Source organism: Burkholderia sp. A2 (assembly GCF_001729305.1).
Taxonomy (GTDB): Bacteria; Pseudomonadota; Gammaproteobacteria; order Burkholderiales; family Burkholderiaceae; genus Burkholderia; species Burkholderia sola.
The window spans coordinates 200,615-213,991 of record NZ_LZXX01000105.1 but is presented as its reverse complement, the minus strand read 5'-3'; the positions used below and the strand labels follow the sequence as shown (position 1 = coordinate 213,991).

Annotated in this window: 12 protein-coding genes; all 12 read left to right on the top strand. The window is 71.1% G+C overall.

All coding sequences use genetic code 11. The features are described 5' to 3' along the window. The first annotated feature begins 1 nt into the window (after nucleotide 1). The 12 genes from A9Z05_RS21480 to A9Z05_RS21425 are packed head-to-tail and all read left to right on the top strand — an operon-like array spanning nucleotide 2 to nucleotide 13,375. On the top strand, nucleotides 2–985 hold the full coding sequence (locus A9Z05_RS21480) for a ferritin-like domain-containing protein (RefSeq protein ID WP_059579151.1): 984 nt from the start codon (nucleotides 2–4) through the stop codon (nucleotides 983–985). 1 nt (nucleotide 986) lies between these two features. Beyond that, nucleotides 987–1,976, top strand: coding sequence for a 3-oxoacyl-ACP synthase (locus tag A9Z05_RS21475; protein ID WP_069619838.1), 990 nt, complete (start codon nucleotides 987–989; stop codon nucleotides 1,974–1,976). Next, nucleotides 1,966–3,141 (top strand): PLP-dependent decarboxylase, encoded by a 1,176-nt coding sequence (locus A9Z05_RS21470; protein WP_069619837.1) that lies wholly within the window; start codon nucleotides 1,966–1,968, stop codon nucleotides 3,139–3,141. Before A9Z05_RS21475 ends, A9Z05_RS21470 begins: the two co-directional genes overlap by 11 nt. Nucleotides 3,142–3,157: 16 nt before the next feature. After that, nucleotides 3,158–4,735, top strand: coding sequence for an acyl-CoA ligase (AMP-forming), exosortase A system-associated (locus A9Z05_RS21465; RefSeq protein ID WP_069619836.1), 1,578 nt, complete (start codon nucleotides 3,158–3,160; stop codon nucleotides 4,733–4,735). Then, nucleotides 4,732–5,826: a hypothetical protein gene (locus tag A9Z05_RS21460; protein WP_069619835.1), complete on the top strand. Its 1,095-nt coding sequence runs from the start codon at nucleotides 4,732–4,734 to the stop codon at nucleotides 5,824–5,826. Before A9Z05_RS21465 ends, A9Z05_RS21460 begins: the two co-directional genes overlap by 4 nt. After that, entirely contained in the window at nucleotides 5,826–7,676 is a 1,851-nt protein-coding gene (locus A9Z05_RS21455; protein ID WP_069619834.1) for an acyl-CoA dehydrogenase, read from the top strand. Before A9Z05_RS21460 ends, A9Z05_RS21455 begins: the two co-directional genes overlap by 1 nt. A gap of 1 nt (nucleotide 7,677) precedes the next feature. Continuing rightward, complete coding sequence (locus A9Z05_RS21450; protein ID WP_069619833.1) at nucleotides 7,678–8,931, top strand: citrate/2-methylcitrate synthase; 1,254 nt, start codon at nucleotides 7,678–7,680, stop codon at nucleotides 8,929–8,931. Nucleotides 8,932–8,959: 28 nt separating this feature from the next. Further along, nucleotides 8,960–9,622, top strand: coding sequence for a class I SAM-dependent methyltransferase (locus tag A9Z05_RS21445; protein ID WP_069619832.1), 663 nt, complete (start codon nucleotides 8,960–8,962; stop codon nucleotides 9,620–9,622). A 3-nt stretch (nucleotides 9,623–9,625) separates the two neighbouring features. Continuing rightward, the gene (locus tag A9Z05_RS21440) at nucleotides 9,626–10,699 is read left to right on the top strand and encodes a TauD/TfdA family dioxygenase (RefSeq protein ID WP_069619831.1); all 1,074 of its coding nucleotides are present in this window, start codon (nucleotides 9,626–9,628) and stop codon (nucleotides 10,697–10,699) included. 11 nt (nucleotides 10,700–10,710) lie between these two features. After that, on the top strand, nucleotides 10,711–11,724 hold the full coding sequence (locus A9Z05_RS21435) for an ATP-binding cassette domain-containing protein (RefSeq protein ID WP_069620103.1): 1,014 nt from the start codon (nucleotides 10,711–10,713) through the stop codon (nucleotides 11,722–11,724). Then, entirely contained in the window at nucleotides 11,717–12,796 is a 1,080-nt protein-coding gene (locus A9Z05_RS21430; RefSeq protein ID WP_069619830.1) for an ABC transporter permease, read from the top strand. The genes A9Z05_RS21435 and A9Z05_RS21430 overlap by 8 nt, the downstream gene beginning before the upstream one ends. Before the next feature lie 36 nt (nucleotides 12,797–12,832). After that, entirely contained in the window at nucleotides 12,833–13,375 is a 543-nt protein-coding gene (locus A9Z05_RS21425) for a permease (RefSeq protein ID WP_069619829.1), read from the top strand. The last annotated feature ends 2 nt before the right edge of the window (nucleotides 13,376–13,377 follow it).

Sequence of the window (13,377 nt, the reverse complement as noted above, 5' to 3'; positions counted from 1 at the left end):
AATGAATGACACGCTTACCGTGATGCAGGACACGGCCGATATCCGCTGGTCGATGCCCGTCGACGCGCTGATGTCGAACGACTACGCGCTGCGCGAAGAGGCGCTGAACCGGTTGTACGAGAAGGCGAAAGCCGCGCAGTGGGACGTCGCGACCGACGTCGACTGGCGCCACGACCTCGACCCGGCGAACCCGCTCGGCATGCCCGACCCGACGCTGCTGATCTATGGCACCGAGCTGTGGGGCAAGCTCGCCGACGCCGACAAGCGCGAGGTGCGCCACCACGCGCAGGGCTGGCTGCTGTCGCAGATCCTGCACGGCGAGCAGGCCGCGCTGATCTGCGCATCGAAGCTCGCGTCGGCCGAAAGCGGCCTCAGCGCGCGGCTGTGCGCGGCCGCGCAGATGATGGACGAAGCGCGCCACGTCGAGGCATACGCGAAGCTCGTCAACGAGAAGCTCGACGTCAGCTACCCGATGAGCCGCTCGCTGAAGGGGCTGCTGCACGACACGATCACGAGCAGCGCGCTCGACATGACGAACCTCGGGATGCAGGTACTGGTCGAGGGCATCGCGCTGTCGATATTCCAGAGCGTCGTCGCGTACAGCACCGACCCGTTCATCAAGGACCTGTTCCTGCGGATCCAGCGCGACGAAGCGCGTCACTTCGCGGTCGGCCGCATCACGCTGTGCCGCGTGTACGCCGAGATGAGTTCGCACGAGCTGCGCGAGCGCGAGGAATTCATCTGCGAAGGCGCGGCCGTGCTGTACGAGCACCTGTGCGCGGACGACATCTGGGAACCGATGGGGCTGTCCAAGCGCGAATGCAGCGCGATGGTGCGCGAATCGCCGGTGTCGAGCTCGATCCGCCGCTCGATCTTCCGGCGCCTCGTGCCGACGATCCGCGAAATGGGCCTGCTCACGCCGACCGTGCAGGCAACCTTCGAAAAGCTCGACGTCCTCGACTACGCGGCGATGCCGCTCAACTGACATGACGAAGCCCTCCTCCCACGCATCCCGCGACGCCGGCTTCTGGATCGGCGTCGACGCGGTCGCCTACGAACTGCCGGGCCCGCCCATCGACATCGAGGCCTGGGCCGCCGAGCGCGACTACCCGGCGCAGCGGGCGGCCGCGATCGCGCAGTCGGGCAGCCGCTATTTCCACATGGCGCTCGACACGAGCGAGACCGATCTCGCGATCGCGGCGGTCGGCCGGCTGCTCGACACCGCGCGCGTGCATCCGGCCGACGTCGGCGCGATCGTGCACGTGCACACGCAGCAGTTCAGCGTGCCGCCCGCGCCGCGCAGCCTGCCGCACGAAGTGGCCGCGCGCTTCGGCATCGAGCCGCTGTGGCTCGGCTCCGTCGCGCAACTGAACTGCGTGTCGGTCGCGGCCGGCATCGAGACCGTGCGCGCGCTGATGCGCCGCCATCCGCAACTCGATGCGACGCTCGTCGTGTCGTCCGACCGCGTGTACGGCGAGGATTACCGGATGCGGCAGATGACGGGCGTGCAGTGCGACGGCGCGGCCGCGATGCTGATCGCGCGCAACAGCACGAAGAACCGGCTCGGCGGCATCGCGATCGAGACGCATGCGAAATGGCATCGCGGGTCCGACACCGTCGCCGCGAACGAGGCCGACCTGATCATGATGGAGTGGCCGTACACGCGCCGTGCGATCGACGCGGCGGTCGCGCTCGAGCCGCATGCGCTCGACGCATACGACCTGCTGCTGCCGCACAACGCCGACCTGCCCGGCTGGAACGCGCTGTGCCGCGCGATGCGCGTGCCGGCCGAGCGGCTCTACGCGGACAACATCCATGCGCGCGGCCACGCGTGCTGTTCGGATTTCCCGATCAACCTGGCCGACGTCGGGCTCGATGCGGTCGCGCACGGCCGGCGCGTGCTCGGCGTGATGCAGTCGAACTGCGGCGCGTATGCGGCCGCCACGCTCCATCCGGTGAGCCGCCATGACGCCTGAGCGCCCGCTTCCGCCCGCCGCCGATCACGCATGGATCGCCGATCTGCGCACGCCGTGCTACGTGTACGAGCCCGAGGTCGCGATCGCCCGCTACCGGTCGCTGAAGGCGCGGCTCGGCACGCGGCTGATCGTGTCGCTGAAGGCGAACCCGAACCAGGACATGCTCGCGCGCTGCGCGCATGCGTACGAGGACGGCGTCGAACTCGCGAGCCGCGGCGAACTCGATGCGGTGATCGGCCGAATCAAGACGCCGCGCTACCTGAACAATCCGTCGATGGACGAGATGTTCATGCGTGCGGGGCTCGCGTCGCGCTGCCATTTCGTGCTCGACAACCCGGACGCGGTCGCGCGTTTCGTGCCGCTCGCGCGCGAGGCGGCGGCCGGCGGCGGCACGCCGGCCGCCGTGCTGCTGCGGGTGAACGCCGGCGCGCTGGCTGGTGAACAGGCGAGAGCACTGTGGCACGACCACTTCGGGATGACGCCGAACGAGGCGCACGACGCGGTGCGCACGCTTGCGGGCGCCGGCTTGCCCGTCGCGGGGCTGCATGTGTTCTCCGGCCCGCATTCGTTCATCCGCCAGGACCCGGCGCAGCCGGACACGCTCGTGTTGCCCGAACTGCTCGCGGCGCTGGCCCGCGATCTCGCGCCGGCCAACGGTGCGCCGCTCGCGTCGCTGAGCCTCGGCGGCGGTTTCTCCGACGATCATCCGGGCGATGCCGCGTTCGAACGCTATGCCGCCGCGCTCGCGCCGCTCGCCGGCCAGTATTCGCTCGCCCACGAGTCCGGCCGTGCGATCTTCGCCGATGCGGGCGTGTTCGCGACGCGCGTCGTCGCGGTCAAGACGTGGCAGGACCGCACGATCGCGGTTTGCGACGGCGGACTGTCGCAGGCGTTCCTGCTCGCGCAGACCGAAACGATGATGCGCCGCCTGGCCGCGCCGTCGCTCGTGCGCCGCACGCCCGCGCCACCGCCCCGTGGCGTGCCGACGCTCTACGTCGGCAGCACCTGCAGCCGTGCGGACGTGATCGGCCGCGACGACACGGGCGCGCCGCCGCAGGTCGGCGACATCGCGGTGTTCGCGCGCTGCGGCGCGTATCACCGCACGTACTCGATGGCGCATTTCCTGTCCCACGAAGCCGCGCACGTGTACGTGCGGCCGGCCTGAACCCGAGGAGCCGATCATGAACGCATTGATCAGCATCGCCGACCTGCTCGAACACGGCGCCGTGCGCTGGCCGCATCATCCGGCGTATGCGGACGGCGGCGGCACACTGACTTACGACCAGCTCGCGCGCGCGGTCCGGCGCGGTGCCGCCGCGCTCGCATCGCGCGGCGTGCAGCGCGGCGAACGCATCGCGATCTACGCGCCGAAGCGCATCGAAACCGTGGTCGCGATGCTCGCGGCCAACGCACTCGGCGCGATCTTCGTGCCGGTCAATCCGCAGTTGAAGGAAGCGCAGATCGAACACATCGTCGCCGACAGCGGCGCCGCGCTGTTCGTGACCGGCGCGCAGCGGCTCAAGCGCCTGCCGGCGCTCGCCGCGCTCGTCGGCGAACGCACGCTGCTGATCGAGCAATTGGCCGATGCGATCGAAGCAGCCGGCACCGACGCGCCGGCACTGCCCGCCGCCGGCCGCCCGGTCGACGACGATGCGGCCGCGCTGCTCTACACGTCGGGCTCGACCGGCAAGCCGAAGGGCGTCGTCGTGTCGCATCGCAACCTGGTGTCGGGCGCGTTCAGCGTCGCCGCGTACCAGCAGCTCGCCGAAGACGACGTCGTGCTCGGCGTGCTGCCGCTCAGCTTCGACGCGGGCCTGAGCCAGCTGACGACCGCGCTCGCGTCCGGCGCCTGCTATACGCCGCTCGACTTCCTGCAGCCGGCCGAAGTGCCGCGCCATTGCGATGCGTTCGGCGTCACGTCGATCACCGGCGTGCCGCCGCTGTGGATGCAGCTTGCGTCGGCTGGCTGGAGCGACGGCGCGCGCACGCGGATCCGCCGCTTCGCGAATACCGGCGGCCATCTCGCGACACCGCTGCTGCACCGCCTGGAGGCGCTTTTCACGCAGGCTTCGCCGTACCTGATGTACGGGTTGACCGAGGCATTCCGCTCGACCTATCTGCCGCCGGCCGACGCGGCGCTGCGCCCGACGTCGATCGGCAAGGCCGTGCCGAACGCGGAGATCCTCGTGCTGCGCGCGGACGGCAGCGAATGCGCGGCCGACGAACCCGGCGAACTCGTGCATCGCGGCGCGTTCGTCACGCTCGGCTACTGGAACCGGCCGGAGCTGACCGCGCAGCGCTTTCGCCCGCTGCCGCGCCGCCACGGCGAAATCCCGCGCCCGGACATCGCCGTGTGGTCCGGCGACATCGTGCGGCGCGACGCGGACGGCTATCTGTACTTCGTCGCGCGCGGCGACGACATGATCAAGACGTCCGGCTATCGCGTGAGCCCGACCGAGATCGAGGACGTGCTGTTCGCGCTGCCGCACATCCGCGAGGCGGCCGTGTTCAGCGTCCCGCACCCGGCGCTCGGCGAGGCGATCGCCGCGTGCGTCGTGTCGACGCTCGACGCCGACGCGTGCCGCGCCGACATCGCCCGCGCGTGCCGCGACGCGTTGCCCACCTACATGAACCCGCTCGTCGTCGAGCCGCTGCCGGCGTTGCCGCGCAACCCGAACGGCAAGATCGACCGACCGGCATTGAAAGCGCAGTATCGCGACGCGTTCGCGCGCCCGAACCTCGAGGAGACCGCCGCATGACCCTGTCGACGCTCGATGAAACCCGTGTCGGCGCGCCGCGCGTCGCCGCGCCCGGCACGCTCGCGCTATCCGGCGGCGTCGTGGTGCTGCCGCCCGCCGTCGTGTTCAGTGCGATCCAGGCGCAGGAGCGCCATCCCGGCTACCGGCACCTGCTGCTGCCGCAGGCGCGCTTTGCGCGGCCGCGCGGCATGGGCGCGCTGACGCCCGACGAAGGCACGCGTCTCGCGCCGGGCGGCCGGCCCGCGCTGCGCGTCGCGCCGCCCGGGCGCAGCCTCGCCGACCTCGCCGCCGATGCGGCGCTCGACCTGCGCGACCAGCTCGGCTCCGGCGCGCTGGCCCGCACGACGCACGTGATCGTCGCCAGTTGCGCGCTCAACGAAGGCATCGGCGACTCGGTCGTCGGCCGCATGCAGTACGAACTCGGGCTGCAGCGCGTGACGCCGTTCGCGCTCGGCCAGAACGGCACGCTCGGCTGGTATTCGGCACTGATGCTGCTCGACGGGCTGCTGCGCGACGAAGGCGACCAGGCGCTCGTGATCCTCAGCGACAAATGGCTCTACCCGTTCTTCCGCCAGTTCGGCGACCTGGTCGGCTACGGCGACGCGGCCGCCGCGCTGCTCGTGTCGCGTGCGGGCCCGGCGCCCGAGCCGGCCGCGTGGGGCGGCGTGCGGTCCGTCGCGCTCGAATTCGGGCCGTCGATCGCCGATCCGTGGGCCGATGCGCCGGCCGCGCTGCGCGACACGCTCGCGCCGGTCGCCGCGCGCGCGATCCGCCGCGCGCTCGACCAGGCCGACCTGCGTGCGAACCAGATCGACTGGTGCGTGCCGCCCGGCTTCGATCCCGGCTTCGCGGCGCGCGTGGCCGACGCCGCGTCGATTCCGGTCCCCGCGCGCATCCAGCACGACGGGTCGGGCCATCTGTCGTCGGCCGAATCGGCCGCCGCGCTGATCCGGCTCGCGGGCGCGCTCGACGAAGGCGAACGCCGCACGGTGCTCGTCTGGGACGCGGCACTGCACGGCGCGGCGGCAGCAGCCGTCGTCGACCTGGCCGGCGGGCTCGACGCCGCACTCGATATCGAAGGAGACGCATGATGAGCGCCTACAAGGTCAGCCTGCGCGAGCTGCGCTTCTTTCTGTGGGAACTGTTCGAGGCCGACAAGCGGTTCCTGGCGGAACACGGCCTGTACGGCACGCACGATCGCGCATCGATCGATGCGCTGCTCGAACGCGCACGCGATTTCGCGCTCGACCTCGGCCGCAGCTACCAGCAGGCGGACGTCGAGGGTTGCACGCTGCTCGACGACGGACAGGTACGGATTCCTTCGCATTTCCACGCGCTGTGGGCGCGCTTTCGCGACGAATGGTCGAACACGCTGTTCGGCGCCGCGCACGGGCTGCCGCCGATCGTCACGCAGATGATCTACGAGATGTTCATGGGCGCGAATCCGTCGTTCATGACGTACGGGGGCTTCACGCGCCCCGCCGTCAAGCTGCTGCAGATGCACGGCACGCCGCACCAGAAAGCACTGATCGCACCGCTCGAAGCGTACCGCTGGGACGCGTGCTTCTGCGCGACCGAACCGCAGGCCGGCACCGACCTGACCGCGGTCGCGCTGCGCGCGACGCCGCTCGAACGCGATATCTACGCGATCGACGGCGAGAAGGTCTATATCTCGGCCGGCATGCACGAGCTGACGGAAAACACGCTGTATTTCGTGCTCGGGCGCATCGATACCGCGTCGCCGGATTCGTTCTCGCTGTCGTGCCTCGTCGTGCCGCGCTTCTGGCCCGACGAAACCACCGGCGAGCTGCAGCCGAACCACGTCGACTGCATCGGCCTGCCGCGCAAGATGGGGCTCAAGGGCTGCGCGAACACGCATCTCGTGTTCGGCTCGAACGGCACGACGAAAGGATGGCTGCTCGGCGGCCGCCGCAACGTCGGGCTGCTGCAGCTGATGCCGCTGATGAACCAGGCGCGGATGAGCACCGGGATGTTCGGCGTCGGCGTCGCGTCGAGCGCATACCTGCACGCGGTCGAGTATGCGGGCCGCCGGCTGCAGGGCCGGCCGATCGAGCGCGCGTCGAACACGAACGCGGCGCGTGTCGCGATCGTCGAGCACGCGGACGTGCAGCGCATGCTGGTCGACATGAAAAGCCGCGTCGACGGTTGCCGCGGCCTGCTCGGCAAGCTCGCGGCGACCGCGACGCGCGCGGCGATGCTCGAGGCGACGCCCGACGCCGACCCGGCCGAGATCGAGCGCCATCGCAAGCTGCAACTGCTGCTGACGCCGATCTGCAAGGCGTTCATCTCCGACCAGGCGTGGCGCATCTGCGAAACGGCGATCCAGGTGCACGGCGGCCTCGGCTATACCGACGCGAGCCCGGTCGAGCAGAACGCGCGCGACGTGAAGATCCTGTCGATCTGGGAAGGCACGAACTACATCCAGGCGCAGGATCTCGTGCGCGACAAGCTCGGCTTCGGCCGCCATTCGCGGCTGATCCAGTACTACCGCGACGAACTCGACGCGTTCCTCGCGCAGCAGCATCAACCCGGCACGCATGCGGAACTGCGGCCGCTGTTCGATGCGCTGCGCGCGGGCGCCGACCGCATCGCGGCCGCGCTCGACGACATCGCGCGCGACGTGCAGGACGGCCACACGCATCGCAGCAGCCAGTTCTACACGCGCTTTCTGGAGATGTTCGGCGTGGTCACGTCGGCATGGGTGCTGCTCGAATCCGCGACGATCGCCGCGCGCCGGCTCGACGCACCGGAAACGGCCGACGCGCCGGCCGAACGCGCGTTCTATCGCGGCAAGCTGAAAAGCGCGCGCTATTACTTCGCGAACGTGCTGCCCGTCGTCGACCAGCACGCGGCCGTGATCGCCGCGATGGCGCACGCGGCGATCAGCGTCAGCAGCGACGAACTCGCCGCGGTGGAATGACATGGACACGACGCTCGATTCCCGCACCTCCGCCACCACGGCCGCAACCGCCGATGCGCCGCGCAACCTGCTCGGCCGGCCGGCGACGCGTCATCGCGGCACCGACATCGACGGCGCGACGCTCGACCCCGAAGCGCTGCGCGTGCGCGATCTCGACCTGAACGCGCTGATCGGCGCGACGACGTTCGAAGGTGCGCTCGCGCATCTGTGGTTCGACGTCGCGCCCGGCAGCGCCGACCATCGCGCGCACGAGGCGACGATCGGCGCGCGGCTCGCGGCGTTCGCCGATGCGCTGGCGCCCGGCTCGGTCGCGCAGTCGGTCGCGGCCGACCTCGGCGCGGCCGGCGTCGCGCCGGTGTTCGCGGCCGCGTCCGGCCTGCTGCGCGGCCTCGACGACGTGACCGCACGCGTGCACGGCCCGGCGCCGGACGATGCCGATCTCGACACGATGCTGCTGTGCGCGGCCGCCGCGCCGTTCCTGCTGCATGCGGCGATCGAGGGCCGGCCGTTCGCGGCGGGCGCGGGCACGGGCGCCGGCAGCGCGGCATTCGATGCCGCTGCGACGCACGCGCAACGCACGCTCGTGCTGATCGGCGCGATGCGCCACGATGCACCGGCGCAAGCGGCGATGGACATGCTGCTCGTCGCGTGGCACGCCGGCTTCGGCTACATCACGCCGACCGTGCTCGCGCCGCGTGTCGCGATCGGCACCGGCGTCACGCTGACGCAGGCCGTCGCCTCCGGCTTCCTCGCAAGCGGGCCGTCGCACGTCGGCGCGGCGCTCGAAGCGATGCAGTGGCTCGCCGCGCTCGCGCAGTCGGTGCCGGGCGGCGCGGGCACGTCGGCCGCTGCGCTCGACGCGGCCGGGCGCGCGGCGATCGATGCGGCGCTCGATGCGAAACGCATGCTGTACGGCTTCGGCCACCCGCTGTTCGTCGCCGATCCGCGTCCGCCGCACCTACGTGCCCGATTTTCGGAAGAAGGCTTCGACGGCGCGTACATGACGCTGTTCGACGCGTGCTGCGCGCAGGCCGACGCGCGCCGCGCGCTGCGGCCGAACATCGATTTCCTGACCGCCGCGACGCTGCTCGAACTCGGCGTCGCCGCGCCGTCGTGGGGCGTCGGCGTCGGGCTCGGCGCACGCATCGCGGCGATGGCCGCGCATGCAGTGGAACGGCGCCGCCGCCCGGCGTTCGGCGTCAACAGCGCGACCGCGCGACGGCTGCTGGCCGCCGTGCCGGTCGGCTGGCTGTGAACCCTCACCCTTTCGCACAAGGAACGTCATGCTGCTCAAGAACCTGCGCCCGGCGAACGACTACGATCGCTTCGCCACCGAAACGCTCGAACCGTGGGACCTGCTGTTCATCAGTCGCATCCGCCAGCTCGCGCGCGGGATGACGGCCGGCACGATCGCCGACATCGGCACGGCCACCGGCGTCGTGCCGGTGCGGCTCGCGACCGATCCGGCGATGCGCGGCTGGCGCTACGTCGGCATCGACCTCGATCCGGCGATGCTCGACGAAGGCCGCCCGCGCATCCGCGAACTCGGGCTCGACGACACGATCGAGATGCGCGTCGGCGACGCGCTCGCGCTGCCGTTCGACGACGGCACGCTGACGATGGCAGTCGGCCGCGCGACGCTGCATCACCTGCCCGACAAGGCGCTCAGCCTGACCGAGATGTATCGCGTGCTGGAGCCGGGCGGCATCGCGCTCGTGCACGACATGCGCCGCGACGCGCCGCAGCACCTGCTCGACCGCTTCACCGAGATGCGCGCGGCCGCCGACTATCCGCCGACCCACGTCGAGGAAAAGATCACGCTCGATGAAGCGCATGCGCTGGTGGCCGAAGCCGGCCTGACTGCCGTTGCGTCGATCTACAGCCCGAGCATGGGGCTCGGCGCGCTCGGCTTCGAAATCCTGCTGAAGAAACCGGCGCTGGCCTGAGCGATGACCGATCTCGCCTTCCTCGCCGCGCATGCCGCCGTGCGGCTCGGCGCCGACGACGTGCAGTGCGCGCCGGTCGCGCCCGGCGCGACGCTGCCGCTGTGCGTGACGCCGCGCAGCGCCGAACTCGCGACGTCGCCGGAGATGTTCGTCGCGTGGTACCGCTCGCGGCTCGACACGATCGACACGCTGCTCGACGCATGCGGCGCGCTGCTGTGGCGCGGCTTCGCGGTGCCCGACACCGCCGCGTTCGGCCGCCTCGGCGCGCTGTATCCGGCGCACGCGAACGGCTATACGGCCGGCGCCGCCCCGCGTCGGCAGATCGACGGCCAGGTGTACGAATCGACTCGCATGCCGCCGCCGTTCAGGATCGGGCTGCATCAGGAGATGGCCTACATGCCCGCGTTCCCGCGCCTCGTCGCGTTCTACTGCCGGCAACCGGCCGACGCGGGCGGCGAAACGCCGATCTGCGACATGCGGCGCGTGACCGCGCGCGTGCCGGCCGCGCTGCGCGCGCGGTTCGCCGAGCGCGGCGTGATGTACCTGCGCAATTTCGCGGCGCCGGGCGACCGCGCGGACGGCCTCGCCGCGAACCCGAACCTGCCGTTCGCCGCGTACCACCGGCCGTGGGACGACGCGTTCGGCACGACGGAGCGCGCCGAGGTCGAGCGGCTGTGCGCGGAACGCGGCGTCGGCTGCCGTTGGCTCGACGACGGCAGCGTGACCGTGTCGCATGTCGGCAGCGCGCTGCGCACGCATCCGCGCACCGGCGAAACGGTGTGGTTCAACCAGGCGAGCGCGCAGCACCCGAACCCGCGTTCGATGGGCGAGCTCAGCTACCGCTACCTGCAGCGCATGTACGGCACGCGCGCCGCGTTCCCGTACGAGATCCGCTACGGCGACGGCGCGCCAATGCCGTTCGACGATCTGGTGGCGATCTACGACGCGCTCGACGACGAGGAATGCGCGTTCCCGTGGCAGGCCGGCGACGTGCTCGTCGTCGACAACATGCTGGTCGCGCACGGCCGCAACCCGTACCGGGGTGCGCGCGACACGCAGGTCATGCTGTTCGACTGAGGATGCCGACGATGAGCGTTTCGTTTCTTGCGTCCGTGCGCGCGATGTTCGGCCCGCCCGCCGCGTTCGACCGGCCGCAGCGCGCGGGCACGCCGCCGCTGCCCGACGCGCATGCGCCGGGCGCGGCGCTCGGCGCGCGTGCGATCGACGTCGCGGCCGGCGATTTCCGCTTCTCCGCGCGCCACGTGCGGTTCCGGCTCGGCGCGATCACCGCGATCGTCGGGCCGAACGGCTCGGGCAAGACCACGCTGCTCGAGACGTTGCTCGGCTTCCGGCGCGGCGGCAGCGACGTGCGCGTGCTCGACGTGCCGGCCGAGCGCTTCATGCGCGATTCGCGGTCGCTGCGGCGGCTCGGCGCGCAGTTGCAGAAGGTCGAGTATCCCGATCATCTGCGCGTATCCGAGATCGTCGCGCTGCACCGCGCGATGTACGCGCACACCGACGCGGCGATCACCGACGCGCTCGGCATCGCCGAACTGCTCGACAAGCCGTGCCGCGCGCTGTCGAAGGGGCAGCGCCAGCGCGTCGACCTGTACGTCGCGCTCGCGCACCGGCCCGAGCTCGCCGTGCTCGACGAGCCGTTCACGGGCCTCGACCGCCGCTATGCCGGCGTCGTGAACGACCTGCTGCGTCATCGCGCCCGCGGCACGAGCGTCGCGATGATCTGCCATTCCGAGGAAGAACTGAGCGTGGTCGACGATCTCGTGTGGGTGCGCGACGGCGGCGTGCGTTACCAGGGCGACCGGGACACGCTGCGCGCCAAACTCGTCGGCGATGCGCGCGCGGTCCTGCACTGCCGCGACGAAGCCGATGCGCGTGCGCTGCGCAAGCGGCTCGCGGCGCTGCCCGGTGTGACCGGCGTACGCGTGTCGGCCGCGCATGTAGTCGAGGCGTTCGGCGATGCAACGCTGCATCCGAACGTGCACCGGATCGTCGGCGAACGCGGCATCCAGCATCTCGCGCTCGCGCCGAGCACGCCGGGCGACCTGCTGCGCCTGTGCACCGAGGGCCCGACCCATGACTAAGGTATTCCTGATCCTCGTGCGCAACGAGCTGCTCGGCTATCTGCGCAGCCGCTCGTCGCTGTTCTGGACGCTCGTGTTTCCCGTGTTCCTGCTGAGCGTGATGCTGTTCGCGTTCGGCGGCTCGGGCTCGCTCGGCACGGCGGACATCGCGTTCGACGTGCCCGGCGGCGCGACGCCGTACAACCAGGCGTGCACGGCGCAGATCGTCGCCAGCCTGTCGCACAGCGACACGGTGAAGGCGACCTTCGGCGGGCGCGGCTCGCCGGCCGATCGCGTGACGGTCGTGCTCGGCGCGGACGAACGCACGCCGGCGACGATCCGTTACGACTTCAACGGCTCGCTCGCGGTGAAGGCCGCGTCGCGCGTCGTCGAGATCGCGCTCGCGCGCTGCGCCGCGCAGCGACTCGGGCTGCCGGCCGCGCAGGCGCGCTTCGAGAACGCCGCGCCCGCGCGCCGCCCGTTCGACTATGGCGCGTTCTTCGCGACCGGCATCCTGGTGATGGCGTTCATGGCGATCGGTCTCAATTCGACGACCACCGCGATCGCCGCGCTGCGCGAGCGCAATACGTTCAAGCTGTACGTGTGCTTCCCGGTGTCGCGCGGCGTATTCCTCGCCGCGCTGATCGTCGCGCGGATGGCGATGATGGCGCTGTCGGCGCTCGTGCTGCTGACGGTCGCGCGCGTCGCGTTCGGCATCGCACTGCCGATCGCGACGCCGGACGGGCTGCGCGCGTTGCCGATCGTGCTGCTCGGCGCGGCGATGGTGCTGAGCATCGGCGTGCTGCTGGCGAGCCGCACCCGCTCGCTCGCGGCGGCCGAACTCGCGTGCAACGTCACGTATTACCCGCTGCTGTTCTTCAGCGACCTGACGATCCCGATGCACGACGCGCCCGCGTGGCTGAAGGCCGGGCTCGCGTTCCTGCCGACCAACCAGTTCGCCGTCGCGCTGCGCGGCGCGCTGGTCGACGGTGCGCCGTACGCGCAGCTCGCGCCGCAACTGCTCGGCATGACCGCCTGCACCGCGCTGTTCCTGTTCGCCGCCGCGCGGCTGTTCCGCTGGCACGACGCATGACGCGTCGCCACGCTGTTTCGACGAAGGAGAGACACGATGAAATCGAACCATCCCATAACCGACTACCTGCTGCATGCGAGCAACTTCCTGCCGGCGATCGTGTTCCTGTTCTACGGCCGGCTCGGCCCCGAGCAGCCGGACCTGCGCTGGACCCACGCGTTCCTGATCGGCGGCGTGCTCGCGCTCGTGCACGGCGCGTGGCTGCTGCGCCGCGCGGAGCGCAACAGCATCGCGATCGGCGTCGACCTGTTCCTCGTGATCGGCGCGGTGCTCGCGCTCGTGTCGCCGACAGGTAGCCGTTTGTGGGGCGAGGAACTCGGGCCGGCCGCGATGCTCGTCTGCGTGCTGGTGGTCGGCATCGTGCATACCGCGTGGTCGGACGGCGGCTTCGTCGACGGCACGTTCGTCGACCATGCGCGGGTGCGTTCGCTGTCGCTCGTGCTGCTCGCCGTCACCGTCGTCGCGCTCGCGGTGTCGATCGCGATGCGCCACAGCCCGCTGTGGGGCGGCGTCGTGCCGCTGATCGCGCTGGTCGTCGTGCGCGGCCGGCTGCGCAAGCAGCTCGCGCGGGCACGCTGACG

Excerpts from the sequence above, each read along its gene's own strand:
- A9Z05_RS21480 (WP_059579151.1), top strand. The coding sequence starts at position 2 with ATGAATGACACGCTTACCGTGATGCAGGACACGGCCGATATCCGCTGG.
- A9Z05_RS21475 (WP_069619838.1), top strand. The coding sequence starts at position 987 with ATGACGAAGCCCTCCTCCCACGCATCCCGCGACGCCGGCTTCTGGATC.
- A9Z05_RS21470 (WP_069619837.1), top strand. The coding sequence starts at position 1,966 with ATGACGCCTGAGCGCCCGCTTCCGCCCGCCGCCGATCACGCATGGATC.
- A9Z05_RS21465 (WP_069619836.1), top strand. The coding sequence starts at position 3,158 with ATGAACGCATTGATCAGCATCGCCGACCTGCTCGAACACGGCGCCGTG.
- A9Z05_RS21460 (WP_069619835.1), top strand. The coding sequence starts at position 4,732 with ATGACCCTGTCGACGCTCGATGAAACCCGTGTCGGCGCGCCGCGCGTC.
- A9Z05_RS21455 (WP_069619834.1), top strand. The coding sequence starts at position 5,826 with ATGAGCGCCTACAAGGTCAGCCTGCGCGAGCTGCGCTTCTTTCTGTGG.
- A9Z05_RS21450 (WP_069619833.1), top strand. The coding sequence starts at position 7,678 with ATGGACACGACGCTCGATTCCCGCACCTCCGCCACCACGGCCGCAACC.
- A9Z05_RS21445 (WP_069619832.1), top strand. The coding sequence starts at position 8,960 with ATGCTGCTCAAGAACCTGCGCCCGGCGAACGACTACGATCGCTTCGCC.
- A9Z05_RS21440 (WP_069619831.1), top strand. The coding sequence starts at position 9,626 with ATGACCGATCTCGCCTTCCTCGCCGCGCATGCCGCCGTGCGGCTCGGC.
- A9Z05_RS21435 (WP_069620103.1), top strand. The coding sequence starts at position 10,711 with ATGAGCGTTTCGTTTCTTGCGTCCGTGCGCGCGATGTTCGGCCCGCCC.
- A9Z05_RS21430 (WP_069619830.1), top strand. The coding sequence starts at position 11,717 with ATGACTAAGGTATTCCTGATCCTCGTGCGCAACGAGCTGCTCGGCTAT.
- A9Z05_RS21425 (WP_069619829.1), top strand. The coding sequence starts at position 12,833 with ATGAAATCGAACCATCCCATAACCGACTACCTGCTGCATGCGAGCAAC.